Origin of the sequence: Curtobacterium pusillum, assembly GCF_007673235.1 — a bacterium.
Taxonomy (GTDB): Bacteria; Actinomycetota; Actinomycetes; order Actinomycetales; family Microbacteriaceae; genus Curtobacterium; species Curtobacterium pusillum_C.
In genome coordinates, this window is sequence record NZ_VDZH01000002.1 from 453,059 (window position 1) to 474,947 (window position 21,889).

Genomic DNA, 21,889 nt, shown 5'->3' on the forward strand with positions numbered 1-21,889 from the left:
GGCGTTCTGCTCGGATCGGTGCGTGTCACGGGGTCGGTCGGGTTCACTCGTCGAGTCGCAGCAGCCGGAGCGTCACCGGGTCCTCCGAACCGGCGTACCAGCGTTCGAGGACGACCCGGAACGGCGCGGGGTCGTCGGTCGCCCTGGCGAACAGGGTCATCGACGACCGCAGCTTCAGTGCGTCGATGCCGCCGAGGAGTTCGTCGACCGAGCGGGCCGGTGCCGTCGCCGCCGCCTCGGTCGCCTCCAGGAGCCGCGGGCCGAGGACGGGGTGTGCCACGTAGGCGCGGGCTTCCGCGATGCCGTCGAGGGCGTACTGCTGCGCGATCGGGCTTCGGCCGAGTCCGGTGAGCTGCGGGAACACGAACCACATCCAGTGCGAGGTCTTGCGTCCGGCGCGGAGCTCGGTGAGCGCGGCCGCGTGCACGCCGTCCTGCGCGCGGACGAAGCGTTCGAGGTGGTGCGGATCGTCGGTCACCGGACCACGTCTCCCCAGCCGTACCGGACGGTCGTGCGGTCCACGACGAGCAGCGAGTCGGGCTCCCGGTCGAGGAGCCCGGGCATGCCGACCGCGTCGGGGAGGTCACCCTCGAGCCGCTCGAGCCGCGCCGACCGGATCTCGAGCGGCGGGTGCTGGCGCTGCCAGAAGACCGTCTGCGCGAGGTGCCGGGCGTGGATGCCCTCGCGCGTCGTGAGCTCCGTCGCGAGCGGGCTGTCGACGACCGGCCCGGCCACGACACGGACGGTGGCGTCGTGGCGGGGCTGCACCGTCCCTCTCCCCACCGGCACGGCCGGCCGGCCGCTGGCGCGTCCGTCCGGGACCGGCGGAGTGGGCCCAGGCCGTGTGCCGCGACCGCGGAGCCAACGGATCGGGTGCAGTCCACGTGCCGGGTGGCGGACCGAGTGGTGCGCGATGGTGTCCCCGCGGCGGCGGGCCCGCGCGTGCGCGAACGTGTACGGCACCCCGAGCAGTGCGTGCGCGGCGACGATGGCGGGCACGTTCGCGGTGTCCACCGTGCGGTACGCGACCCCGCGGCGGCCACGGTCGTCGATCGTCAGGATCTCGATCGTGACCTCGGTCATCGTGCCGAGTCGACCCGAGGGCGGGAACGGCGGCACCCGGGTCTCACGGAAGACGTACGCCGAGAGCCCCGCCCAGGCGCTGCCGTCGACCACGTCCGGGCGGGTGCCGCGCGGGACGAGCCGTGCGAGCGATTCCGGGTCGTGACGCCAGTGAGCGAACACGATGTCCTCCCAGGCGTGCACCGTGACGGGGCGGTGCAACAGCGGCACCGCGGCTCGGGCACGGGCTGGCTCGGTCACCGCTTCGGCGCGTGGCGGCCGACGCGCACGGCCCAGGCGACGAGGGGTGCCTGCAGCGGCAGCCGGAGGACGGACCCGAGCCGCATCGCCCGGGTCGAGCGTGGGCTGTCGAGCAGGTCGTTCGCCATCTTGACGTTCGCGGGGAAGACCGCCAGGAAGAGCGCCGCTGCTGCCCACCCCGCCGCCCGACGCGTCGCCGGGATCACCAGGCCGGTGGCGATGCCGAGTTCGGCGGCGCCGGAGGCCAGCGTCGTCAGCCGCGGAGGCAGCGTGTCCGGCACGATCCGGTCGTAGCCCTTCGGCCGCAGGAAGTGGGTCACACCGGCGCCGCCCAGCACGACGGCGAGGAGGGTGGCGGTCCGGGTGGCGCGTCGTTGGCGTTCGCGTCGTCGCATGCACCCATCGTGCCCGTGCGACCCTCGACGCGTCCGGAGAGCGCTCAGGTCAGTGCCTGCTCAGGTCAGTGCCGTCGCGACGAGGTCGAGGATCGCCGTCGCCACCTCGGCCTTCGTGCCGGACGTCTCGCGGACGACCTCGCCACCGGGGACGAGCACCTCGATGGCGTTCTCCTCGCGTTCGAACCCCGCCGACCAGCCGACGTGGTTCACCACGAGCAGGTCCGCCGGTTTCCGGGCGATCTTCGCGCGGCCGAGTTCGAGACGGGCGGCACGGTCGGGCTCCGTCTCGGCGGCGAACCCGACGATGATCTGGCCGGTGCGCCGAGCGGCGACGAGGTCGGCGAGGACGTCGGGGTTCCGGACGAGCTCGAGCGTCATGGTGTCGCCCTGTGCTTCCTTCTTGAGCTTGTCCGCGCGGACCTCGGCCGGGCGGTAGTCGGCGACCGCGGCGGTCATCACGACGACGTCGGCCTCGGCGGCTGCCGCGTGCACCGCCTCGGCGAGCTCGAGCGCCGACCCGACGGGCACGATCGTCGCGTCGAGACCCGCGGTGAGCCCGGCGTCGACGTTCGCCGCGACCACGGTCACCGTGGCGCCACGACCGGCGGCGTCCGCGGCGATGGCCAGGCCCTGCCGTCCGCTCGAGCGGTTCCCGACGAAGCGGACGGGGTCGAACGGTTCCCGGGTGCCGCCTGCGCTGACGACCACGCTGACGCCGGCGAGGTCGCCCTGCTCGCCCCGTGCGACCGCGCCGGAGGGGGCCGCCGGGGCACCCGTGTCGTTCCCGACCACGGCGAGCGCGGCCTCCACGATGTCCGAGGGTTCCGCCATCCGGCCGATGCCCGCGTCGTCGCCGGTGAGGGCACCGACGACCGGGCCGACGAACCGGACGCCGCGCTCCCGGAGCACCGCGACGTTGGCCGTCGTCGCCGGGTGTTCCCACATCTGCGGGTGCATGGCGGGGGCGACCACGACGGGCGCCTCGGTGGCCAGGAGGGTCGTGCCGAGCAGGTCGCCCGCCAGGCCAGCGGTCATCCGGGCGAGGGTGTCGGCGGTGGCCGGGGCGACGACGACCAGGTCCGCGCGCCGGCCGAGTGACACGTGCCGGACCTCGGCGACGTCCTCGAAGACGCTCGTGGTGACCGGGTTCCGGCTGAGCGCCTCGAGCGTGGGCAGGCCGACGAACCGCAGCGCGCCCTCGGTCGGGACGACGTGCACGTCGTGGCCGCGCGTCACGAGGTCGCGGACGACCCCGACGGCCTTGTAGGCGGCGATGCCCCCGGTGATGCCCACGACGACGGTCAGGCGGCGCTCTGCTGCTGCGTTCACGCCCGTCACGCTACCCGGGGTCACGTGCGAGGATCGATCCCATGTGCACCGTCGTCGTCCGCGTCGACCCAGGGTCCGCGTGGCCCGTCACGATGCTCGCCCTGCGCGACGAGTCGCCCGACCGTCCGTGGGACCCGCCGGCGGCGTGGTGGCCGGAGCGTGACCCGGGGATCCGCGGCGTCCGCGACCGTTCGGCCGGTGGCGCGTGGCTCGCGGCGTCCGACGAGGCGGGGCTCGCGGTCGTCCTGAACCGCGGCGAGGACGTCCCGACCGCGGACGGCACCTGGGCGACGCGCGGGATCGTGCCGCTCGACGCCGTCGGTGGCGTGCTCCCGGGGCACGACGGCACGCTGCCGACCACGCGGGCGTTCAACCTGGTCCGCGCGACGGCAGCGGGCGCCGAGGTCCTGACGTGGGACGGCGAACGAGTCCGCACGTCCGAGCTCGGTCCTGGTGTGCACATGGTCACGCACGGCGAACCCGACGACCCCGCGGCGCCGCGGATCGGTCGGTGGCTCGAGGCCTTCCGGGGCGTCGAGCCGCCGACCGGGCCGCCCGTGCTCGGGCCCTTCGACGAGCTCCGCACCGCGGACGCCGGCGACGACGCGGGCGACGGGTGGAGCGGGTGGTTCGGGCTGCTCGCCGAGTCGGCCGTGCTGCCCGCGGACGACCCGGACGCGATCCTCCGCGACGCGCACGAGCGGGACGGGCACTTCGCGACGCTGTCGATCGTGGCAGCGGCGGTCGGACCCGGGCGGACGGTCCTGCAGCACGCGCGGCTCACCGAACCGGGACGGCTCGACGGGTCGGTGGAGCTGCACCACGCCTGAACCGGCCCACAGCGGGCGACCGGCCACGTCATGGCCGCCGCGCGTAGCGTTCGGGCGTGCTCCCCGGGACGCGTTCCGTGCTGACCGCCGTCGTGGCGGTCGTCGCGGTGCTCGGACTCAGCGCGTGCTCCGAAGACGCGTCCGTCGCTGCGGCATCGACGTCGGGCGCGGCCCCGACGTCGACCTCCTCGCGCACTGCCCGGGCGTGGGACCACGCCCCCGGTGCACGCGTCGTCGTGATCGGCGACTCGATCAGCGGCGGGCACGGGCTGTCCGCCGAGCAGGCCTGGCCCGAGCTCCTCGCCCGGAGTGAGCGGTGGCAGCTGACGAACCTGTCGTGCGACGGCGCCGGCGTGCTGACCGAGGGGGACGACGACGACTGCGGCAGCACGTACGAGCAACTCGTCGAGCGCGCTGTGGACCTCCGCCCGGCGGTGGTCCTCGTGCAGGCGAGCTCGAACGACCTCGGGCAGGACGACGACGAACTCGCCGGTGCGACCGAACAGCTCGTCGCCGAGGTCCACCGGCTGCTGCCCCGGGCCCGCGTCGTCGGCCTGAGCGCGATCTGGAACGAGGACGCTCCGCCCGCCCAGCTCGCGACGATCTCGGCGGCGCTCCGGTCCGCCGTCGAACGCGACGGCGGGACCACGGTCGACATCGGGCAGCCGCTGCGCGGGCACGCGGCCTGGATGCAGGCGGACGACGTGCACCCGACCGCCCGCGGCCAGCGAGCCGTCGAGGCGGCGGTGCGTACGGCCTTCGAACGCGCCCACGTGCGGTTCTAGAGGCGGCGGGGCGGAGCCGAGCCGCGCCTCCAGGCCGTGAGCGCTGCGCGCGTCAGGCGGGCGGCGTCGTCCCTGTCAGGTCCTCGGCCACGGCCCACAGCGAGCGCGCCAGGTCGGCCTTCCGAGCCGACTTCGGGATGGACGCCGTGGTGGTGGGCCCGGTCAGCCCGAACGCACCCGACGGCCCGTAGTACGCCCCTCCGGTCGCGTTCGGACCGACGGCCGCGTACAGCAGCGGCTCCGAACCCTGCTCGACGTCCTGGGTGAACGGCAGGGCGAGGTTCCAGGACCTGACGGGCTGTGAGCGACCCAACGACCGACCGGCCGACTGCAGGTTCGTCCGCGTGTAGCCGGGGTGCGCGGCCGTGCTCATGAGCGGCCAGTCGAGCTCCACGGACAGCCGGTGCAGGTGCAGCGCGAGCAGGAGGTCGGCGAGCTTCGACTGGGCGTACGCACGCCAGCCGTTGTAGCCGCGCTCCCACTGCAGGTCGTCGAACCGGATCCGACCGGGGACTGCCGCGATGCTCGACATCGTCGCGACGCGGGAGTCGGGAGAACGCAGGAGCGCTGGGAGCAGCAGGTTGGTCAGGGCGAACGGGCCGAGGAAGTTCGTGCCGAACTGCAGTTCGAAGCCGTCGACGGTCTCGAAGCGCTTCGGCGGGGCCATCACGCCCGCGTTGTTGACGAGGACGTCGAGGGTCCGGTCGTCGGCGAGGATGCCGGACGCGAACCGGCGGACGCTCGCGAGGTCCGCGAGGTCGAGCTCGCGCACCTCGACGTCGGCCTCCGGGCAGGCCGCGCGGATGGCGGCGGCTGCGTCCTCTCCCTTCGCGGGCGTGCGGACGGCGAGGACGACGGACGCACCGGCGGCGGCGAGGCGGGTGGCGGTCTCCTTGCCGGTTCCGCTGTTCGCGCCCGTGACGACGATGCGGCGGCCGGTCTGGTCGGGGATCTGCGGCATGCGGGGGACCGTACACGCGGAGCCTGGTGGTGCCGCGGCACGCATGGTAGATTTATGCAAACGCATCGATCCGTGGAGGGCTCATGAGCAACGCATTCGGCACCGACCGTCCCTCGGACGTGCCGCCGCCCGCACCCGAGCGGATCGGCCCCGTGCAGCTCGGCCTCGACACGTTCGGCGACGTCACCGAGCTCCCCGACGGCAGCGTCAAGACCGACGCGCAGAGCATCCGCGACGTCGTCGACCAGGCGGTCCTCGCCGACCAGGTCGGCCTCGACTTCATCGGCGTGGGGGAGCACCACCGCGCCGACTTCGTCGTGAGCGCGCCCGAGGTCGTCCTCGCCGCGATCGCCGCTCGCACCTCCGACATCCGCATCGGCAGCGCCGTCACCGTCCTGTCGTCGGACGACCCGGTCCGCGTCTACGAGCGGTTCGCCACCGTCGACGCGCTGTCGAACGGCCGCGCCGAGGTCATCCTCGGCCGCGGGTCCTTCACCGAGTCGTTCCCGCTGTTCGGCTACGACCTCGCCGACTACGAGGTCCTGTTCGAGGAGAAGCTCCAGCTCTTCGCCGCACTCCGCGGCGGCGACCCGGTCACCTGGTCCGGCACGAAGCGGGCACCGCTCACCGACCAGGACGTCTTCCCGAAGCTCGAACACGGCGCCATCCCCACGTGGATCGGCGTCGGCGGCTCCCCGCAGTCCGTCATCCGTGCCGCGTCCTACGGTCTGCCGCTGTTCCTCGCGATCATCGGCGGGCAGCCCGCGCAGTTCGCCCCGTTCTCGCGCCTCTACCGGCAGGCGCTCGCGCAGCTCGACCTGCCGCAGCAGCCGATCGCGATGCACTCGCCCGGCTTCGTCGCCGCCACCGACGAAGAGGCCGCCGAGCGCTACTGGCCCTACCACAAGGCCGTCACCGACCGGCTCGGCGCCGAGCGCGGCTGGCCGCCCCTCGACGTCGCCGGGTACCGCGCGGGCCTGTCGGCCGGCGGGTCGCTCTACGTCGGGTCGCCCGAGACGGTCGCCCGGAAGGTCGCGCGGAACATGCGGATCCTCGGCGTCAGCCGGTTCGACATGCGGTACGCGACGGGTCGTCTGCCGCACGAGGACATGATGCGGTCGATCGAGCTGTACGGCACGCAGGTCGCCCCGCGGGTGCGGGAGCTGCTGGCGGAGCCGGTGCCCGTCGCCTGAGGCTCCTGCTGCCGCACCACTGACTGTCCGTCAGGTCGGCCTGGAGGCACGGGCCGGGTCGCCGACGCCGCTCACGGGGGCGCCGGGTACGGTCCAGGGCATGTCGCCCACCCCCGCCCCGTCTCCCGTCGAGCGTCGGTTCCGCGGCCGGATCACGGGCGTCGGCACGACGTCCGGCGTGCGCATCGTCGTCGGCATGTGGGAGCGCTCGCCGTTCGGTGCCTTCACCGACGTGTTCCTCGAGCTGCCCGACGGCACGAGCGTCCTACTGGCCCCCGACGAGATCGTCGCCGCGTACGTCTCCGGCACCTACCGGTTCGACACGGTCTCGGTCGTCGACGTGTCCGCGCGGCGGACCGCGCGCGGCATCGAGCTGTCCGCCGGCGCGCTGCAGGCCTCGATCGACGTCGGCACGATCTCCCCGCTCGGCCGGGTGCTCCGGATCGTCCCGAAGCGGATCGCCCGCGACCCCCGGTGGCTCGCGGTGATCGACCCGGTGGCCCGGCTCTTGGCGCCCGGGTCCGGGACGGCGGGCTCCGCCGGGAACGGCCGGCGCGAGTACTACGGCGTGACCGGGGCGCACGACGTCACCGGCGTGCGCGGGACCTGGGCGGGGGAGCCGCTGGGTTCCCTGGCGCCGCTCGACCCACCCGTGGCGTTCGGCTTCGCCTCGATGCCGCGTGTCCCGCAGGTCGTCGACGTCGAGACGACGATCCGCGAACCCGCCTGACCGTCCGCCCGTCCCCGTCCGCCCGTCGACTGAGCAGAAAACGTCGGGTCGCCCGCGCGCACCCGACGTCTTCTGCTCACTGAACGACGCCGAACGACACCCACCCGTGCCGGCGCCGACCCGGACGCGCCCAGCATCGAGGGGCAGACTGGTTGTAACGGAACGCGCCCCGGGGAGACCCGGCCGCACGTCGAGCACAACGGGGCGCACGACGCGAGAGGAGCACCATGACCGACACAGAGGCAGACCAGCGCGCAGCCATCTCGGACATCGTCCACGGAGCCCACACGGCCCTGCTGACGACCGTCAGCGAGGACGGCCAGCTGCACGCACGGCCCCTCGCCGTGCAGGACAAGACGTTCCACGGCACGCTCCGCTTCCTCGTGCAGGACGGCAGCGAGAAGGTCGAGGACATCGCCCGGAACCCGCACGTCAACGTGGCCATCGAGTCGCAGGGCGGCTACCTGTCCATCGCCGGCACCGCCACGGTGACGCAGGACGACACGGTGATCGACGAGCTGTGGTCACCGTTCGCCGAGGCCTGGTTCCCCGACGGCCGCGAGGACCCGACGATCCGACTGCTGACCGTCGAGGGCGACTCGGTCGAGTACTGGACGCAGGACACCGGGCCGGTGGGGAGCCTCGTGCAGACCCTCAAGGCCGCACTCGGCAAGCAGAGCCAGCCGGACACCGGCGACCACGGCACCGTCGAGCTCTAGCGGTCGCTGCTCGGCCCGTGCGTCACGGCGGGCCGAGCAGCCACAGCACGGCGACGAGCACCGGCTGCCCGAGCACGGCGCAGACCACCAGGGTCCACCGCATCCACGGCTTCGAGACGAGTTCCGGCGAGCCGAACAACGGCGCCAGGGGCATCAGCAACCGGGGCGTGGACGCCATCGGGAGCGACACCGCGAAGATGTACAGCGCGTACGCCGCCGAGAACACCACGGTCGTGAACCCCAGCCGACGGGTGGACCGGCGGAGCAGCCACACCGGGTACGCCACGAGCAGGAACACCACGATGAGGACCCCGCCCACGCCGAGCCAGCGTGCGGCGATGAGGAACCACGGGGTGAGCGGCGTGAAGTCGACCCGGCCGATGAAGTTCACCCACCAGGACATCTCGGTCTCGAGGTAGGCGTTCGGTGCACCCGTCACGTGCGCGGCGATGAGCGGCCAGGCGAACCCGGCGACGACCATCGCGAGGCCGGCGGCGACGACCCGGACGCGCTCGGCCACCGGGAACACGTCGAGGGAGCGGACACCGGCGGTCCGTCGGGCGCTGATCCACCGCACGAGGGCGACGACCCCGAGCACGAGTGGGATCGCGAGCGCGCCGGGCCGGGTGAAGGCGGCGACGACCCCGAGGACGGTCAGCAGGCCGTACCGCCGACGCTCGAGCGCGAGGAGCGCCCCGAACGTCAGCGCGAGGAACGTGCTCTCGGCGTACCCGACCTGCAGCAGGAACGACAGCGGCCCGCAGGTGAAGAAGAACACCGCCCACATCGCCGCCGAGGACCCGGCACGGTCGCGAACCAACCGGTGCAGCAGGTAGGTCGCGACAAGGCCGGCGAGCAGGGCGATCGCGGGTGCGCCGACGTCGAACGGCACGCCCGTCGAGGCGGTGAGCATCCGGATCGTGAAGGGGAACGCCGGCAGGAACGCCCACGCGTTCTGCGCGACGTGGCCCGCGGCGTCGAGCGGGAGCGTCGTCGGGTAGCCGTGCACCGAGATCTGCTCGTAGTACTGGCCGTCCCACGCCGTCAGGAAGTTGAGGAAGCCGTGGCCGTTGCCCCAGATCGCGTTCTCCGGCAGCGCGCGCCCGATGAGCGGGAACGCCAGTGCGAGCCAGAACGTCGACACGATGCGTCCGCCGGTCCACACGAGGAGCACGGCGGTCCACGCCGGCAGGCTCGTCACGAGGTCGAGCAGCCGGCGACGGCCGCTCGCGATCGACTCCGTCAGGGTCCCGTCCAGTCGACTCACCGCGGCGCTCCGCGATGTCCGGGCATGGCAGGGGGCACGGTACGAGCGTAGACGCGCAACGCTTGTGTGTTCCTCACCACGCGGCCTGGAGGAACGGATCGCGTTGTGCAGGACGGAACGGCTCGGGAGCGTGGCCGGTTCCACCGCCGCGCCGCCGCCTAGCCTGGAGGCCACGTCCACCGACCCGTGAGGAGCCACCGTGCCGGACAACACCGCGCCGAAGACCGCCATCGTGACCGACAACGCCCCGAAGCCCGCCGGCCCGTACAGCCAGGGCATCGTCGCGAACGGCTTCATCTACACCGCCGGCTTCGGCCCGCAGGACCCGGCCACGGGTGCGATCGCCGACGACGTCGCCGGGCAGACCGCCCAGGTGCTGGCCAACGTGGCCGCCGTCCTCGCCGAGCACGGTGCGACCCTGGACGACGTCGTGAAGTCGACCGTGCACCTCGAGCACTCCGACCGCGACTTCCCGGCTTTCAACGAGGAGTACGCGAAGCACTTCTCGCAGCCGTACCCGGTCCGCACCACCGTGCAGTCGCACCTCGCGAACATCCTCGTCGAGATCGACGTCGTCGCGGTGCTCCCGACCGCGGAGTGACCCAAGCGCTGGCTGAGTGAAGCCTCACCGACCCCCGGCGCCCGAGCCGTCCCGACGGAGCCCCGCGCCGGGGGTCGCGTGCGTCAGCGTGCCGTCGGCGAGTACCGGGACCCCCGCGACCAGGACGTCGTCGATGCCCTCGGCCAGCCGCATCGGCTCGGCGTACGACGAGCCCGCCGTGACCCCGTCCGGGTCGACGACCACGAGGTCCGCGACCGCTCCGGACCGGACCACACCGCGTGCACCGAGCCGGTAGCGCTCGACACTCGTGGTGGACAGGTGCCGGACGGTCTCCGACCAACCGAGCCGCCCGGTCACCGCGTACTCCTGCAGGTAGCGCGCGAACGTGCCGTACGCCCGCGGGTGCGGATGTGTGCCGACGAAGATGCCGTCCGACCCGGCCGTGTGCCCGGGGAGCCGGAAGAGCGGCGCGAGTTCGTCGGCGGTGCGGGGCCGGGGGACCCGCATGACCACGGTGACCTGCAGAGCGGAGTCGACGAGGACGTCGAGCGCGAGGTCCACCGGGTCCGTGCCGGTGGCAGCAGCGGCCTCGGCGAGCGTCCGGCCCTGCAGTGCGTGGAACTCGGCGGCCGGCACGTGCGACAGCGTGATCTGGTCCGCCCAGTCCGTCCCGAGGTCGGCGCGACCGAGCACCCGTGCCAGCACGGCACCCCGGACCCGGTGGCGGCCCGCATCGTCGGCGAGCGCCCGGGCGAGGTCCTCGGTGCCGGGGCGCGCGAGTTCGGCGGGCAGGAGCAGCATCGACAGGATCGTGCAGCCGCGGGAGTACGGGTAGGCGTCGAAGGACATCGGTGCCCCGGCCGCGGCGAGTTCGGCGAGGGCGGACACCGCCAGTTCCACCGGCGCGTGCAGGTGCGACACGTGCGCCCGCACGCCGGAGGCCCGGACGATGTCGGCGATCTCGTCCAACCCCGCGCGGGCGTTCCCCTCGTAGCCGCCGCGCATGTGCGAGACGTACAGTCCGTCGGCGGCCGCGACTTCCGTGCAGAGCGCCGCGAGCTCCGCGGTGTCGGCGTACAGACCCGGCACGTAGTCGAGACCGGTCGCGAGGCCCGTCGCACCCTCGTCCAGGCCCTGGCGGACGAGGGCACGCATGGCCTCGAGCTCGTCGGGGGTCGCGGGCCGGTCGTCATCGCCGATGACCTCGTGCCGGACCGTCCCGGCGGGTACCAGGGTTGCCACGTTGACCGGCGTGGTGCCGTCGTACGTCGCGAGCAGGGCGCCCACGCCCCCTCCGTCGTACCGGGGGTGGGGTCCGTCGATCGCCGCGAAGTACCGGTCGGCCCAGGCGCCGTCGCCCGGTGCAGGTCCGACGCCGTCCTGCCCGGTGACGATGGTCGTGACGCCCTGCCGGAGCAGCGCGGTCTGCACGGCCTCGTCGAACACGAGCGACCCACCGTGCGAGTGCGCGTCCACGAATCCGGGGAGCACGAGGCGCTCGCCGCAGTCGATCGTCGCGACGTCTGTCGGGACGTCGAGGTCGGTGCCGACGGCGGCGATCCGTCCGCCCGCGACGAGCACGTCGGCGCGCACGGCGCCGTCGGCACCGACGACGCTGCCACCGCGGAGGAGGACCTGCGCCGTGGTGGTCACCGTGCGAGCCCGGCCACGAGTCGCTCGGCACGGCTCCGGAGGGAGTCGAGGTCGCCGCTCGTCAGGGCGTCGCCGACGAGCGGTGAGCCGAGCCCGACCGCGACCGCTCCGGCCGCCAGGTACTCGGACGCGTCGTCGACACCGATGCCGCCCGTGGGGATCACGTCCACGAAGTCGAGCGGGGCGAGGACCTGCTTGAGGAACGCCGGGCCGCCGAGCTGCGCGGCCGGGAACACCTTCACCGCGCGGGCGCCCAGCTGCCAGGCGCGGACGATCTCGGTCGGGGTCGCCGCCCCCGGGTACCACCCGAGGCCGCGTTCGTGCGCGCGCTCCCCGATGTCGGCGTCGAGGTGCGGGCTCACCGCGAAGACCGCGCCGGCCGCCGCTGCCTCGTCGAGCTGCCGCGGTTCGAGCACGGTCCCGACGCCGATCGACGCCGCCGTGCCGTAGCGCTCGGCAGCCCAGGCGATCCCCTCTCGCCAGCGCGGCGTGTTCGTGGTGATCTCGATCGCCAGGACGCCGGCGTCGACGAGCGTGGCGATGACGTCCTCGACGTGCTCGCCGGTGCCGCCGCGGAGGATGGCGATCGCCGGGCCGGCCGCGTGCCGGTGCCGGGCGGGAGCTGCGGGGTCGGTGCTGGTGGTGTTCGTCATGTGCTCGTTCCTCGTGGTCAGCGTGCGACAGGTCAGCGGGCGACCGGTCAGCGGTCGACGCGGTCGTGGACGGCGTGGTCGACGTCCGAGGGGGTGGTGGTGTCGTGCAGGGCGGCCGGGTCCGGTCGGCGCCAGTCGCTCTCGACGGTGCACGCGAGCGCGCCGGCGTCGGCCGCCCGGTCGAGGGCCTCGGCCGTGGTGGCACCCGAGAGCGCCGCCGCGAGCCAGCCGGCGACGAAGGCGTCACCGGCCCCGACGGGGTCGACGACCCGCACCGGGGTGGCCTGCCGACGGAGGAACTCCCCGTCGACGGACGCCACGGCGCCGCGCGACCCGAGCTTGACGACGGCGCGGCCCCGGGCGAGCGCGGCGAGGTCGTGTGCGAGGGTCTCGTCGTCGCCCTCGTCGTCGGCGAGCCCGAGCACGAGCCGGGCCTCGTCGTCGCCGGCGAACACGATCGACGACCGCCGGGCGACGTCCCGGTAGCGCTCCCGTGCGGTGTCGGCGTCGATGAGCTTCGGCCGGTGGTTGACGTCGAAGGACACCGGGACCCCGGCGGCGTCGGCGCGGTCGATCGCGGACTCGACGGTCGCGCGGGCCTCGTCGGAGAGCGCGAGCGTGATGCCGGTGACGTGCAGGAGCGCGGCCTGCTCGACGATGCTCGCCGGAAGGTCGGACCAGCTCAGGGCCGAACCCGCCGAACCACGGCGGTGGTACGTGACCCGGGTGCGTCCGTCGGCCAGCCGCTCCTTCATCATGATGCCCGTCGACCGGTCGGGGTCCGGCACCGCGACGACGTCGACGCCCTCGCTCCGGACGTCGCGGGTGACGCGGTCGCCGGCGGGGTCGGTGCCCACCCGGCCGACCCACGTCGTCGGCACGCCGGCGCGGACGAGGCCGATCGCGACGTTGCTCTCGGCGCCGCCGGTGTCCACGCGCATGTGCTCGAGGTCCGGGACGGCACCCGTGTCGCGGCCGGTGAGGAGCAGCATCGTCTCGCCGAAGGTCAGGACGCGGCTCACGCCTTCCCCGGTCACCGGGTGCCCTTCGACAGGGCCAGCTGGGCGGAGGACGACCCGAGCGCCACGGAGATCTCGAGCGCGGTCCGGACGACGCCGTCGCCGAGTTCGCGGACGGCCGCGGCGGGGAACCGGGACGCCAGACCCGAGATGCTCATCGCGCCCACCACCTGGTTCGCGTGGTCGAGCACGGGGGCGGCGACGCACCGGATGTCCGGCTCGTTCTCGCGGTCGTCGATGCCGTACCCGCGGCCGTGCGTCCGGTCGACCTCCGCACGCCAGCGGTCGTCGTCGACGATCGAGTGCTCGGTCATCGCGGTCGCCGGCTCCGCGAGCACCCGTTCGAGCAGCTCCGGCTCACCGAACGCCACCATCGCCTTGCCGGACGCGGTGTTGCGCATCGGCAGGCGGTTGCCGATCCGGGAGCCCATACGGACGGTCCCGCGCATCTCGACCTTGTCGACGTAGACGATGTCCGTGCCGTCCGGGACGACCAGGTGGCAGGTCAGCCCCGTCTTCTCCGCGGTGCGGCGGAGGAACGGTGCGGCTGCCGAGCGGAGGTCGATGCCCTCGAGGTAGCTCTGCCCGAGCAGCAGCGCCCCGAGCCCGAGCGTGAAGCCCGCGTCGGGCGTCCGGCGCAGCAGGTCGTTCTCGACCATCGGGGCCGTCAGCCGCAGCACGGTGGACTTCGAAGTGCCGAGTTCCGTCGCGAGCGTGGTGAGCGACACCGCGGGCTCGCCGTTCCGGGTGCGGTCCGCGATGCAGTCGAGGAGTCGGAGACCGCGGCGCAGTGACAGCGCGGCGTTGCGGGCCGCTGCGGGGTCGCCGTCGTCCGTCACGGATGCGACCGGGGTGGTGGCGCGCATCAGAACCACGTCGCGATCGTGTCGAGGACGGTCTCGTCGTCGTCGAGGACGACCACCTGCCGCCACTTGTCGAAGACCGTGCACGGGTGCGAGATGCCGAACACGACGACATCGCCGGGCGTCAGCCCGGGCGCCCCGTCCGCCAGCGCGAGGTAGCAGTGCTGGTCGTCGAGGCGGGTGACGGTGACCGCCCCGGGGGCCGGAGTGACCGGAACGACGTCACCCGTGCCTCCAGGCCGGATGTGCCGGACGTGCCGGACGGAACGCACCACGGGGAGTCCCTCGTCGAACGAGATGTCCCGCTTGCCGACCGCGACCAGCGCGAGTCCGGGCTCGGGACACGACGTGACGCGCCCCCAGACCTCGATCGCGGGGACGAGCGAACCTTCCTCCGGATGGCGGCCGAAGGGCGTCCGCTCGGCGTAGAAGCCGTCGTCGTGGGTGAGGTACGCGCCGGACCGGAGCAGCACGTCGAGGTCGTCGGGGCGCGAGGCGACGGCGTCGACGACCCCGTCGAACCAGGCGCTCCCGCCCATGCTCAACAGCGCGCGCGGGGCGCCGACGAGCGGGCGCACCGCGGCGGCGACGGCGAGCACGCCCTCGACGTACGCGCGGGCGGCGTCGACGCCCGGCAGACCGCCCTCGTACCCGGAGACGCCGCGCAGCGAGAGGCCGGCGTCGTGCGCGGCCCGGGCGACGTCGAGCGCTTCCTCAGCTGTACGGACGCCGGTGCGACCACCGGGGAACCCGACCTCGACCAGGACGTGCAGGTCGCCCGCGACCTCGGCCTGCGCGGCACGGGCCGCCTCGACGCCCGCGGGGGAGTCGACGTAGCAGAGGACGTCCGCGGCGGGGTCGGCTGCGCGACGGGATGCGAGCCACGCGAGTCCGGCGGGGTCGAGGACCTCGTTCGCGACGAGGATCCGGTGCACGCCGTGCTCCCAGGCGACCATCGCCTGCTGCACCGACGCGACGGTGACGCCCCAGGCGCCGGCGTCGACCTGCCGAGCGGCCAGTGCCGGTGCCATGTGCGTCTTCATGTGCGGCGCGAACAGGAGCCCGTGCCGCTCGACGTAGGCCTGCATGACGGCGGTGTTGTTCGCCAACGCGGACTCGCGCAGCGTCATGACGGGCAGGTGCGCGTGGTCGAGGACGTGGCGGGTCGCCGGGGCTGCCGGGTCGGGGGCGCCCTTCGTCGTGACCGTGCCGGGTGTGGTCGTCATCGAACCTCCTGTGCGTCGTGCGGTGCCCCTACGTTCCCGGTGTCGCGTCGGGCGGGGCAACGTCCTCGTCCCCGCCATTCTGCAGTGCAAAACCTCGGTTGGGCATAGCATTTGGCCTGACATGGCGACGACGATGACGACACGACGACGGAGCAGTACGGCGGTGGCCGTGCTCGTCGCGGGCACCTTCTTCATGGAGCTCCTGGACGGCACGATCCTGGCCACGGCGGCGCCGGCGATGGGACGCGACCTCGGGGTCGACTCCGCGGCGGTCGGCGTCGCGATCACCGCGTACCTGGTCACGCTGGCGGTGTTCATCCCCGTGAGCGGTTGGCTGACCGACCGCATCGGCTCCCGCACCGTCTTCGCGGGGGCGATCGCGCTGTTCACGATCGCCTCGGCACTCTGCGCGCTGTCGACGGGGCTCGTCGACCTGACGCTGTGGCGCATCCTGCAGGGGCTCGGTGGCGCGCTCATGGTCCCGGTCGGGCGGCTCGTGGTGCTCAGGAGCGCCGGGCGGGAGCAGCTCGTCACGGCCATCGCGATCCTGACCTGGCCGGCCCTCGCGGCACCGATCATCGCGCCGTTCATCGGTGGGGTGCTCGTCGACACCCTGTCCTGGCACTGGATCTTCCTCATCAACATCCCGCTCGGCGTCATCGCGTTCGTCGCCGCGCTCGTGCTCGTCCCGCAGGAGCGTGCGGCGGAGCGGGTGCCGTTCGACTGGTTCGGGTCGCTGCTCGCCTGCTTCGGCCTCGGTTCGCTCGTCGTGATGGCGTCCCTGCTGGCGCTCGACACGATCCCGGTCGTCGCGGTGATCCTGTCCGGGATCCTCGGCGCGGTGTGCTGCTGGCTCGCGGTCTGGCACTTCCGCCGGGCACCACACCCGATCATGGGGCTCGACTCGTTCCGGCTGGAGACCTTCCGGGTGTCGCACGCCGGCGGAAGCCTCTTCCGCCTGGCCGTCTCCGCGGTGCCGTTCGTCCTGCCGCTGCTGTTCCAGGACGCCTGGGGCTGGAGCGCCGTGCTCGCCGGGTCGGCCGTGCTCTGGGTCTTCGTCGGCAACCTCGGGATCAAGCCCATGACGACGCCGTTCCTCCGCTGGTTCGGGTACCGCCCGGTCATCATCGTGTCGAGTGCGATCGCCGCACTGAGCGTCGTCGCGATGGTGTTCATGACCGAGGACACCCCGTTCTGGCTCCTCGCCGTGCTGCTCGTCGTGAGCGGCGCCGCACGGTCCGTCGGCTTCACCGCGTACAACACCATCGCCTTCGCGGACGTCGAGCAGGCCGACATGACCCCGGCGAACACCCTGTCGTCGACCCTCCAGCAGACGGCCGCGGGCTTCGGTGTCGCGGTCGCCGCCGTGGTCATCCGAGCCGCCGCCGGACTCGGCGGGTCCGGGCCGTACGACGCGGCGTTCTGGGTGATCGCGGTGCTGCTCGTCGTCGCCTGCGTCGAGGGACTCCTGATGAGCCGCACGGCCGGAGACACGGTCCGACCAGCGCGCCGAGTCCGCGCCTGACGAGGGCGATCCGGCGTCGTCGTCCGTTTTCGACACGGTCACACGCGCGAAACCCGGGCCGCGCTACAGTCTCAGCAACTGTTTGCGATCGCCGAGTACGGTTGCCCGCGGCAGGGTGACCGGAAACACCCGGAACAGGAAGGCAGCATGGCCGCGACACAGCAGCAGGGGACGATCGCAGCCGACACGGCCGTGGAACCGACCGGGCTGCGTGTCGTCAGCTACAACCTCCGCGAGCACACCGCGAACGGCGAACTCGCCGCCCTGGCCGAGGCCTCGCAGGCCGACGTGATCTGCGTGCAGGAGTGCGACAGCAACGACCTGGCGCCGTCCGTCGCCGGGCTCTCGCTCGCCGCATCCACCAAGGGCAACCGGCTCGGGCTCGCGATCTACAAGCGCGACGACCGCTTCGAGGTCCAGGACTTCACGATCCACTCCCTGCAGAAGTCGCTGCACGACCGGGTCCTCGCACCCGCGCACGAGCGGCTCATCGCGATGCACCTGCGCGACACCGAAGCCGACGCCGAGGTCATCGTCGCGTCCTTCCACGCCTCGCCCCTGACCGCGACGAACTCCCTGCGCCGCAAGCAGATCGAGGCCGCGCACCAGTTCGTCCGGGACCTCTCGACCGAGGCCCCCGCCGTCATGGTCGGCGACTTCAACTACCCCTGGTTCCAGACGAACCTGCGCCGCAAGATCGAGGAGCACGGCTTCGCGCTGTCGCTCTCCGACCAGCCGACGTACCTGCGCTACCGCAAGTTCACCGGCCACTTCGACTTCGCGACGAGCGTCGGCCTGCACATCGCCGGCGTCGAGACCCTGCCCGCGGGCATCTCCGACCACCGGCCGATCCTGGTGCGCGCGCACTACGAGCACCCCGGCGCGACGGGCACCGTCGCGACCGTGGAGTCCCCGGCCGCCTGACGCGCCCGCCCGTCCGAGGGCGCCTCGCCGAGGTCGCACGAAGCGCCGTCCACGCCGCGCGATCGCGGCAGGACGTGCGATCTCGCGTCGTCGACCGCGCGTCACCATGGGTGCGCCCCGCGCCAGCGCACGCACTGGAGGCCCGGTACCGGTTCCAGGAACCGGCACCGGGCCTCCAGGCGGTTGCGTCCAGGGCACGTGCCGAGGTCGCAGGACGCGCCGTGTCGTGGACGCGCCGGTCGCACGAAGTGCCGCTGCGCGGCGGCCGAGGCGGCACTTCGTGCGACCTCGACCACCGCGCAGCGCGCGGCCCGCGTCAGCGACGCAGGGTCGCGCGGGCCAACCGGTTGCCGATGAACTGGCCGAGTTGCACGATGACGACGATCGCCGCCACCGACACGTAGACGATCCACCAGTCGTAGCGCTGCGATCCGTACGTGATCGCGTACTCGCCGAGGCCACCGCCACCGATCAGCGCACCCTGCGCCGTCATGTCGACGATGCCGATGTAGATGAACGTGTAGCCGAGGATCAGCGGGCCGAGGCCCTCGGGGATGAGCACGGTGAGCAGGATCGACACCGGGTGCGCGCCCGATGCCCGAGCCGCCTCGACGACGCCGGGGTCGATCGCCAGGAGGTTCTGCTCGACGATCCGCGCCACGGCGAACGACGCCGCGAGCGAGATCGCGAACGTCACCGCCGGCACGCCGATCGTGGTCTGCACGACGACCCGGGACAGCGGGGCGATCGCCGCGAGGAAGATCACGAACGGGATCGGGCGGACCAGGTTCACGACCACGTTGAGGATCGTGTACCCGGTGCGGCTGCCGAGCAGGTTGCCCGGACGGGTCGCGTACAGGAGCAGGCCCAGTGCGAGCCCGATGATCCCGGCGATCACCAGCGAGATGAGCGACATCACGATGGTGTCGCGGATCGAGGTGAGGAAGACGTCGAACGTGTCGATCACGCTCTGGAAGCTGTTGTTCACGCTGCTGCCTCCTCGTCGGTCGTGACGCCCGCGGAGCGGAGGGCGTCGATGGCATCGTCGACACCGGTCGGAGAGGCCGCGCTGAGTTCGTACGTCAGCGAGCCGATCCGCCGCTCCCGGATCTCCCCGACCCCGCCGTAGACGAGCTCGGCGGTGACACCGGCGGCGCGGAACGCGGCGTCGATGCGGTTCTGGAGCCCGGCCTCGTCGGTGATCTGCACCGTGACGAGCCGACCGGGGTGCCGCTCCCGCAGACGTGTGAGCGTCTCGGGGGAGGGTCGGTCGTGCAGCGCGGTGCGGACGAACCGCTGGGCGGCGTCGGTCTGCGGGGTCGAGAAGACGTCGTACACGTCCCCGACCTCGACCACGCGGCCCTGCTCCATGACGGCGACCCGGTCGGCGATCTGCCGGACGGCGTCCATCTCGTGCGTGATGACGATGATGGTGACGCCGAGTTCTCGGTTGACCCGGCGCAGCAGCGCGAGGACCTCCGAGGTGGTCTCCGGGTCGAGGGCGCTCGTGGCCTCGTCGGCGAGCAGGAGCTCCGGGTTCGAGGCGAGCGCGCGGGCGATGCCCACGCGCTGCTTCTGACCGCCGGACAACTGCTCCGGGTAGGCGTACGCGCGGTCGAGCAGGCCGACGAAGTCGAGCAGCTCGGCGACGCGTCGCTCTCGCTCGGCCTTCGCCACACCTGCGACCTTGAGCGGGTACGCGACGTTGCCGGCGATGGTGCGGGAGCGGAACAGGTTGAACTGCTGGAAGATCATCCCGATACGCCGACGCGCCAGACGGCGATCCCGCTCGGGGATCGCCGTCAGCTCCTGGCCCGCCACGGTGACGCTCCCGGAGCTCGGCAGCTCCAGGGCGTTCACGAGGCGGACCAGGGTGGACTTGCCGGCACCGGAGTACCCGATGACGCCGAGGACCTCTCCCTGGTGCACGTCCAGGGAGACGTCCTCGACGGCCACCACGGTCTCGCCGGTGTCGGCGCGGCGGTAGTGCTTCGAGACGCCGCGGAGTTCGACGAGGACTGTCACTACTGCTTGGCCGCCTTCGCGTCCTTCTCGACCTTGGCGAGCTCGTCCTGCAGCGAGGAGGCGCTCTCGTCGCGGACGACCGCGTCGGGGTTGTCCTTGAGGAAGACCTTCTGCACGGCGTCGTCCTGGAAGAGCTTCGCGAGGGCGAGGTACGTCTTGTTGTCCTTGTCCGCGTCGCGGGCGGCGAAGACGTTCACGTACGGGGCGGCGTTCGCGCTGGATGGGTCGTCCTGGTACACGATGTCGCTCGTCGGGAGACCGGCGGCCGTGGCGAAGTTGTTGTTCACGACGGCGCCGGCGACGGAACCCTGCTGCAGGGCGTTCGCGGTCTGCGAGGCCTCGAGCGGTTCGACGTCTACCTTCTTCGTCTCGATGTCCGAGGTGGTCGAGAAGGCCGAGCCGCCGTCCTTCAGCGTGATGAGCTTCGCGCCCTGCAGCACGAGGAGCGCTCGCGCCTGGTTGATCGAGTCGTTCGGGATCGCGATCTTCGAGTCCTCGGGGATCGCCGACGCCTTGTCGTACTTCGTCGCGTAGAGCGGCAGCGGGTAGACGGCGGTCGAGCCGATCGGCTGCAGGTCGTCGTTCGAGGTGACGTTGTAGTCCGCGAGGTACTGGATGTGCTGGAACTGGTTGAGGTCCAGCTGCTCGTCCTTGAGTGCCGGGTTCGGCAGCGAGTAGTCCGCGAAGTTCGTGAGCTTCACCGTGACGTTGAGCTTCGACTTCGCGAGCTTCGTGTAGGTGCTCCAGTACGAGAGCGACTTGTCCGCGACGCCGATCGTGACGGTCTTCGGCGCGTCACCGGACGCGCCGGCTCCGTCGTCGTTGCTGCCCGAACGGACGGCTCCGACGATGAGGGCGACGACGATCGCGACGACGACCGCCGCGGCGGCGATGATCCAGCCGATCGGGCGCTTGCCCTTCGGCTTCTCGGGCAGTGCGGGTGCTGCGGACATGCTGGTGCTCCTCGTGGGCAGTGCTGTGGGGGTGCCGCGGTGGCCGCGGCCGTGACCGCGGTGGTCCGCGGCGTGCAGTCGAGTGTGACGGGCCGCCCGGCGCCGTGCGAGTTCCGTTCCGCCGTGTTACATCCGTGTCACACGGGCCGCCCCGCTGTCCCGCCGGTCCGTTCCGTCCGCGAGCGGGCGGAACACGCCGCGCGGGTCTCGCCGAGAGGGCGGCACACGCCGCGCGGGCGGCGCGAGCGCGACGTACATCGCCCGTTCGGCGGCGGGCGGCGGGCGTCAGGCGGCGGCGACCGGGTGACGGACTGGAGGCGCGGGGCGGGGCCGACCCGCGCCTCCAGTCCGGTGGTGGGAACTGCCCGGAACACGTCCGCCCGCCGGCCGTCGAGCGGTCACGATGCGCCGCTCGGCGCAGCACGCAGGGCAGTCGGGCGGTTCACTGGAGGCGTGCGGAGCATCGAACTCGTCCTCGAACCCTCGTCCGACGCTGCGGTGCGGGCGGTGTGGGCCGCGCTCGTCGATGCCGGGCTCCCGAGCCTCGGTCGGCACCCGTCGCCGTCGAACGCTCCGCACGTGACGCTCGCGGCGGGGGCGACGCTGCCCGTGCCCACGACGTTCGACGCACCGGTGCCGGACTCGTTGCTGCTCGGCGGCGTGCTGCTCTTCCCCGCCGGCCCGGGCAGGTCGGTCCTCGTCCGGTCGGTCGTGCTGGACCCGGTGCTCGCCGCGTTCCACGCCGCGCTGCACCGGACCACGCCGGACGCCCTCGACACCACGCTGCCCGGTCGCTGGTCGCCGCACGTCTCCTTCGCCCGCCGGGTGCGCGACGCCGACCTGCCCCGCGCGGTCGAAGCGCTCCGCGACGCCCCGTTGCCGTCGACCCTGCAGGTCGCCGGGGTCCGGCACTGGGATGGGGAGACGCGGACGGTGACGCCGATCGGCTGA

23 protein-coding genes are annotated in these 21,889 nt (G+C 72.9%); 9 read left to right on the forward strand and 14 right to left on the reverse strand.

Translation table 11 applies throughout. The annotated features are described in order from the left end of the window. Positions 1-43 precede the first annotated feature (43 nt). From FS532_RS06875 to coaBC, 4 genes are read right to left on the reverse strand one after another with little or no spacing between them, the layout of a single operon-like run. Positions 44-478 carry a DUF1810 domain-containing protein gene (locus FS532_RS06875; RefSeq protein ID WP_144751800.1) on the reverse strand — a complete coding sequence of 145 codons (435 nt, stop codon included), beginning with the start codon at positions 476-478 and terminating at the stop codon, positions 44-46. Beyond that, on the reverse strand, positions 475-1,323 hold the full coding sequence (locus FS532_RS06880) for a YqjF family protein (RefSeq protein ID WP_186321941.1): 849 nt from the start codon (positions 1,321-1,323) through the stop codon (positions 475-477). The genes FS532_RS06875 and FS532_RS06880 overlap by 4 nt, the downstream gene beginning before the upstream one ends. After that, a complete protein-coding gene (locus FS532_RS06885; RefSeq protein WP_144751806.1) occupies positions 1,320-1,718 on the reverse strand; it encodes a DoxX family protein in 399 nt (132 codons plus the stop codon). Before FS532_RS06885 ends, FS532_RS06880 begins: the two co-directional genes overlap by 4 nt. A gap of 60 nt (positions 1,719-1,778) precedes the next feature. Beyond that, complete coding sequence (gene coaBC / locus FS532_RS06890) at positions 1,779-3,026, reverse strand: bifunctional phosphopantothenoylcysteine decarboxylase/phosphopantothenate--cysteine ligase CoaBC (RefSeq protein ID WP_144752634.1); 1,248 nt, start codon at positions 3,024-3,026, stop codon at positions 1,779-1,781. A 65-nt stretch (positions 3,027-3,091) separates the two neighbouring features. Here coaBC and FS532_RS06895 point away from each other — a divergent pair, with 65 nt between their 5' ends. Together FS532_RS06895 and FS532_RS06900 are read left to right on the forward strand one after the other, a co-directional pair. Continuing rightward, on the forward strand, positions 3,092-3,880 hold the full coding sequence (locus FS532_RS06895; protein ID WP_144751809.1) for an NRDE family protein: 789 nt from the start codon (positions 3,092-3,094) through the stop codon (positions 3,878-3,880). A 56-nt stretch (positions 3,881-3,936) separates the two neighbouring features. Further along, positions 3,937-4,665, forward strand: coding sequence for an SGNH/GDSL hydrolase family protein (locus FS532_RS06900; RefSeq protein ID WP_144751812.1), 729 nt, complete (start codon positions 3,937-3,939; stop codon positions 4,663-4,665). A 52-nt stretch (positions 4,666-4,717) separates the two neighbouring features. Here the strand turns inward: FS532_RS06900 and FS532_RS06905 are convergent, their stop codons facing one another. Continuing rightward, positions 4,718-5,626, reverse strand: a complete 909-nt coding sequence (locus FS532_RS06905) for an SDR family oxidoreductase (RefSeq protein ID WP_144751815.1) — start codon at positions 5,624-5,626, stop codon at positions 4,718-4,720. Positions 5,627-5,709: 83 nt separating this feature from the next. Here FS532_RS06905 and FS532_RS06910 point away from each other — a divergent pair, with 83 nt between their 5' ends. The 3 genes from FS532_RS06910 to FS532_RS06920 all read left to right on the forward strand — a co-directional run bounded on the left by FS532_RS06910 (position 5,710) and on the right by FS532_RS06920 (position 8,268). Next, complete coding sequence (locus tag FS532_RS06910; RefSeq protein WP_260852601.1) at positions 5,710-6,819, forward strand: LLM class flavin-dependent oxidoreductase; 1,110 nt, start codon at positions 5,710-5,712, stop codon at positions 6,817-6,819. A gap of 100 nt (positions 6,820-6,919) precedes the next feature. After that, entirely contained in the window at positions 6,920-7,549 is a 630-nt protein-coding gene (locus FS532_RS06915) for a hypothetical protein (protein WP_144751818.1), read from the forward strand. A 227-nt stretch (positions 7,550-7,776) separates the two neighbouring features. Beyond that, the gene (locus FS532_RS06920) at positions 7,777-8,268 is read left to right on the forward strand and encodes a pyridoxamine 5'-phosphate oxidase family protein (protein ID WP_079236683.1); all 492 of its coding nucleotides are present in this window, start codon (positions 7,777-7,779) and stop codon (positions 8,266-8,268) included. A 22-nt stretch (positions 8,269-8,290) separates the two neighbouring features. Here FS532_RS06920 and FS532_RS06925 read toward each other — a convergent pair whose 3' ends face one another. Beyond that, positions 8,291-9,535: a hypothetical protein gene (locus FS532_RS06925; protein ID WP_260852602.1), complete on the reverse strand. Its 1,245-nt coding sequence runs from the start codon at positions 9,533-9,535 to the stop codon at positions 8,291-8,293. Between the two features lie 199 nt (positions 9,536-9,734). On the opposite strand from FS532_RS06925, the gene FS532_RS06930 reads away from it, so the two are divergent. Then, positions 9,735-10,136 carry a RidA family protein gene (locus tag FS532_RS06930; protein WP_079236681.1) on the forward strand — a complete coding sequence of 134 codons (402 nt, stop codon included), beginning with the start codon at positions 9,735-9,737 and terminating at the stop codon, positions 10,134-10,136. 24 nt (positions 10,137-10,160) lie between these two features. Here the strand turns inward: FS532_RS06930 and FS532_RS06935 are convergent, their stop codons facing one another. Genes FS532_RS06935 through FS532_RS06955 form a run of 5 tightly spaced genes read right to left on the reverse strand, consistent with a single transcriptional unit; the run spans position 10,161 to position 15,511 of the window. Beyond that, positions 10,161-11,750, reverse strand: a complete 1,590-nt coding sequence (locus FS532_RS06935; protein WP_144751821.1) for an N-acyl-D-amino-acid deacylase family protein — start codon at positions 11,748-11,750, stop codon at positions 10,161-10,163. After that, the gene (locus FS532_RS06940) at positions 11,747-12,403 is read right to left on the reverse strand and encodes a bifunctional 4-hydroxy-2-oxoglutarate aldolase/2-dehydro-3-deoxy-phosphogluconate aldolase (protein ID WP_144751824.1); all 657 of its coding nucleotides are present in this window, start codon (positions 12,401-12,403) and stop codon (positions 11,747-11,749) included. The genes FS532_RS06935 and FS532_RS06940 overlap by 4 nt, the downstream gene beginning before the upstream one ends. Before the next feature lie 47 nt (positions 12,404-12,450). Further along, positions 12,451-13,440 (reverse strand): sugar kinase, encoded by a 990-nt coding sequence (locus FS532_RS06945; RefSeq protein ID WP_144751826.1) that lies wholly within the window; start codon positions 13,438-13,440, stop codon positions 12,451-12,453. After that, positions 13,437-14,288 carry an IclR family transcriptional regulator gene (locus FS532_RS06950; protein ID WP_144751830.1) on the reverse strand — a complete coding sequence of 284 codons (852 nt, stop codon included), beginning with the start codon at positions 14,286-14,288 and terminating at the stop codon, positions 13,437-13,439. The genes FS532_RS06945 and FS532_RS06950 overlap by 4 nt, the downstream gene beginning before the upstream one ends. After that, the gene (locus tag FS532_RS06955; protein ID WP_186321942.1) at positions 14,288-15,511 is read right to left on the reverse strand and encodes an alanine racemase; all 1,224 of its coding nucleotides are present in this window, start codon (positions 15,509-15,511) and stop codon (positions 14,288-14,290) included. The genes FS532_RS06950 and FS532_RS06955 overlap by 1 nt, the downstream gene beginning before the upstream one ends. A 121-nt stretch (positions 15,512-15,632) precedes the next feature. Between FS532_RS06955 and FS532_RS06960 the strand changes: the two genes are divergently transcribed. Then, positions 15,633-17,036: an MFS transporter gene (locus FS532_RS06960; RefSeq protein ID WP_222121950.1), complete on the forward strand. Its 1,404-nt coding sequence runs from the start codon at positions 15,633-15,635 to the stop codon at positions 17,034-17,036. Positions 17,037-17,183: 147 nt separating this feature from the next. Next, positions 17,184-17,960: an endonuclease/exonuclease/phosphatase family protein gene (locus FS532_RS06965; protein ID WP_144751836.1), complete on the forward strand. Its 777-nt coding sequence runs from the start codon at positions 17,184-17,186 to the stop codon at positions 17,958-17,960. Between the two features lie 316 nt (positions 17,961-18,276). Here the strand turns inward: FS532_RS06965 and FS532_RS06970 are convergent, their stop codons facing one another. From FS532_RS06970 to FS532_RS06980, 3 genes are all read right to left on the reverse strand, one after another. Continuing rightward, positions 18,277-18,876 carry an ABC transporter permease subunit gene (locus FS532_RS06970; protein ID WP_144752646.1) on the reverse strand — a complete coding sequence of 200 codons (600 nt, stop codon included), beginning with the start codon at positions 18,874-18,876 and terminating at the stop codon, positions 18,277-18,279. 68 nt (positions 18,877-18,944) lie between these two features. After that, positions 18,945-19,985 carry a methionine ABC transporter ATP-binding protein gene (locus tag FS532_RS06975; RefSeq protein WP_144751839.1) on the reverse strand — a complete coding sequence of 347 codons (1,041 nt, stop codon included), beginning with the start codon at positions 19,983-19,985 and terminating at the stop codon, positions 18,945-18,947. Beyond that, the gene (locus FS532_RS06980) at positions 19,985-20,938 is read right to left on the reverse strand and encodes a MetQ/NlpA family ABC transporter substrate-binding protein (protein ID WP_144751842.1); all 954 of its coding nucleotides are present in this window, start codon (positions 20,936-20,938) and stop codon (positions 19,985-19,987) included. Before FS532_RS06980 ends, FS532_RS06975 begins: the two co-directional genes overlap by 1 nt. Positions 20,939-21,391: 453 nt before the next feature. Between FS532_RS06980 and FS532_RS06985 the strand changes: the two genes are divergently transcribed. Continuing rightward, positions 21,392-21,889 carry a 2'-5' RNA ligase family protein gene (locus FS532_RS06985; protein ID WP_144751845.1) on the forward strand — a complete coding sequence of 166 codons (498 nt, stop codon included), beginning with the start codon at positions 21,392-21,394 and terminating at the stop codon, positions 21,887-21,889.

Excerpts from the sequence above, each read along its gene's own strand:
- FS532_RS06940 (WP_144751824.1), bottom strand. The coding sequence starts at position 12,403 with ATGACGAACACCACCAGCACCGACCCCGCAGCTCCCGCCCGGCACCGG.
- FS532_RS06955 (WP_186321942.1), bottom strand. The coding sequence starts at position 15,511 with ATGACGACCACACCCGGCACGGTCACGACGAAGGGCGCCCCCGACCCG.
- FS532_RS06980 (WP_144751842.1), bottom strand. The coding sequence starts at position 20,938 with ATGTCCGCAGCACCCGCACTGCCCGAGAAGCCGAAGGGCAAGCGCCCG.
- FS532_RS06950 (WP_144751830.1), bottom strand. The coding sequence starts at position 14,288 with ATGCGCGCCACCACCCCGGTCGCATCCGTGACGGACGACGGCGACCCC.
- FS532_RS06910 (WP_260852601.1), top strand. The coding sequence starts at position 5,710 with ATGAGCAACGCATTCGGCACCGACCGTCCCTCGGACGTGCCGCCGCCC.
- FS532_RS06885 (WP_144751806.1), bottom strand. The coding sequence starts at position 1,718 with ATGCGACGACGCGAACGCCAACGACGCGCCACCCGGACCGCCACCCTC.
- FS532_RS06895 (WP_144751809.1), top strand. The coding sequence starts at position 3,092 with ATGTGCACCGTCGTCGTCCGCGTCGACCCAGGGTCCGCGTGGCCCGTC.
- FS532_RS06960 (WP_222121950.1), top strand. The coding sequence starts at position 15,633 with ATGGCGACGACGATGACGACACGACGACGGAGCAGTACGGCGGTGGCC.
- FS532_RS06915 (WP_144751818.1), top strand. The coding sequence starts at position 6,920 with ATGTCGCCCACCCCCGCCCCGTCTCCCGTCGAGCGTCGGTTCCGCGGC.
- FS532_RS06920 (WP_079236683.1), top strand. The coding sequence starts at position 7,777 with ATGACCGACACAGAGGCAGACCAGCGCGCAGCCATCTCGGACATCGTC.
- FS532_RS06965 (WP_144751836.1), top strand. The coding sequence starts at position 17,184 with ATGGCCGCGACACAGCAGCAGGGGACGATCGCAGCCGACACGGCCGTG.
- FS532_RS06905 (WP_144751815.1), bottom strand. The coding sequence starts at position 5,626 with ATGCCGCAGATCCCCGACCAGACCGGCCGCCGCATCGTCGTCACGGGC.
- FS532_RS06970 (WP_144752646.1), bottom strand. The coding sequence starts at position 18,876 with ATGTCGCTCATCTCGCTGGTGATCGCCGGGATCATCGGGCTCGCACTG.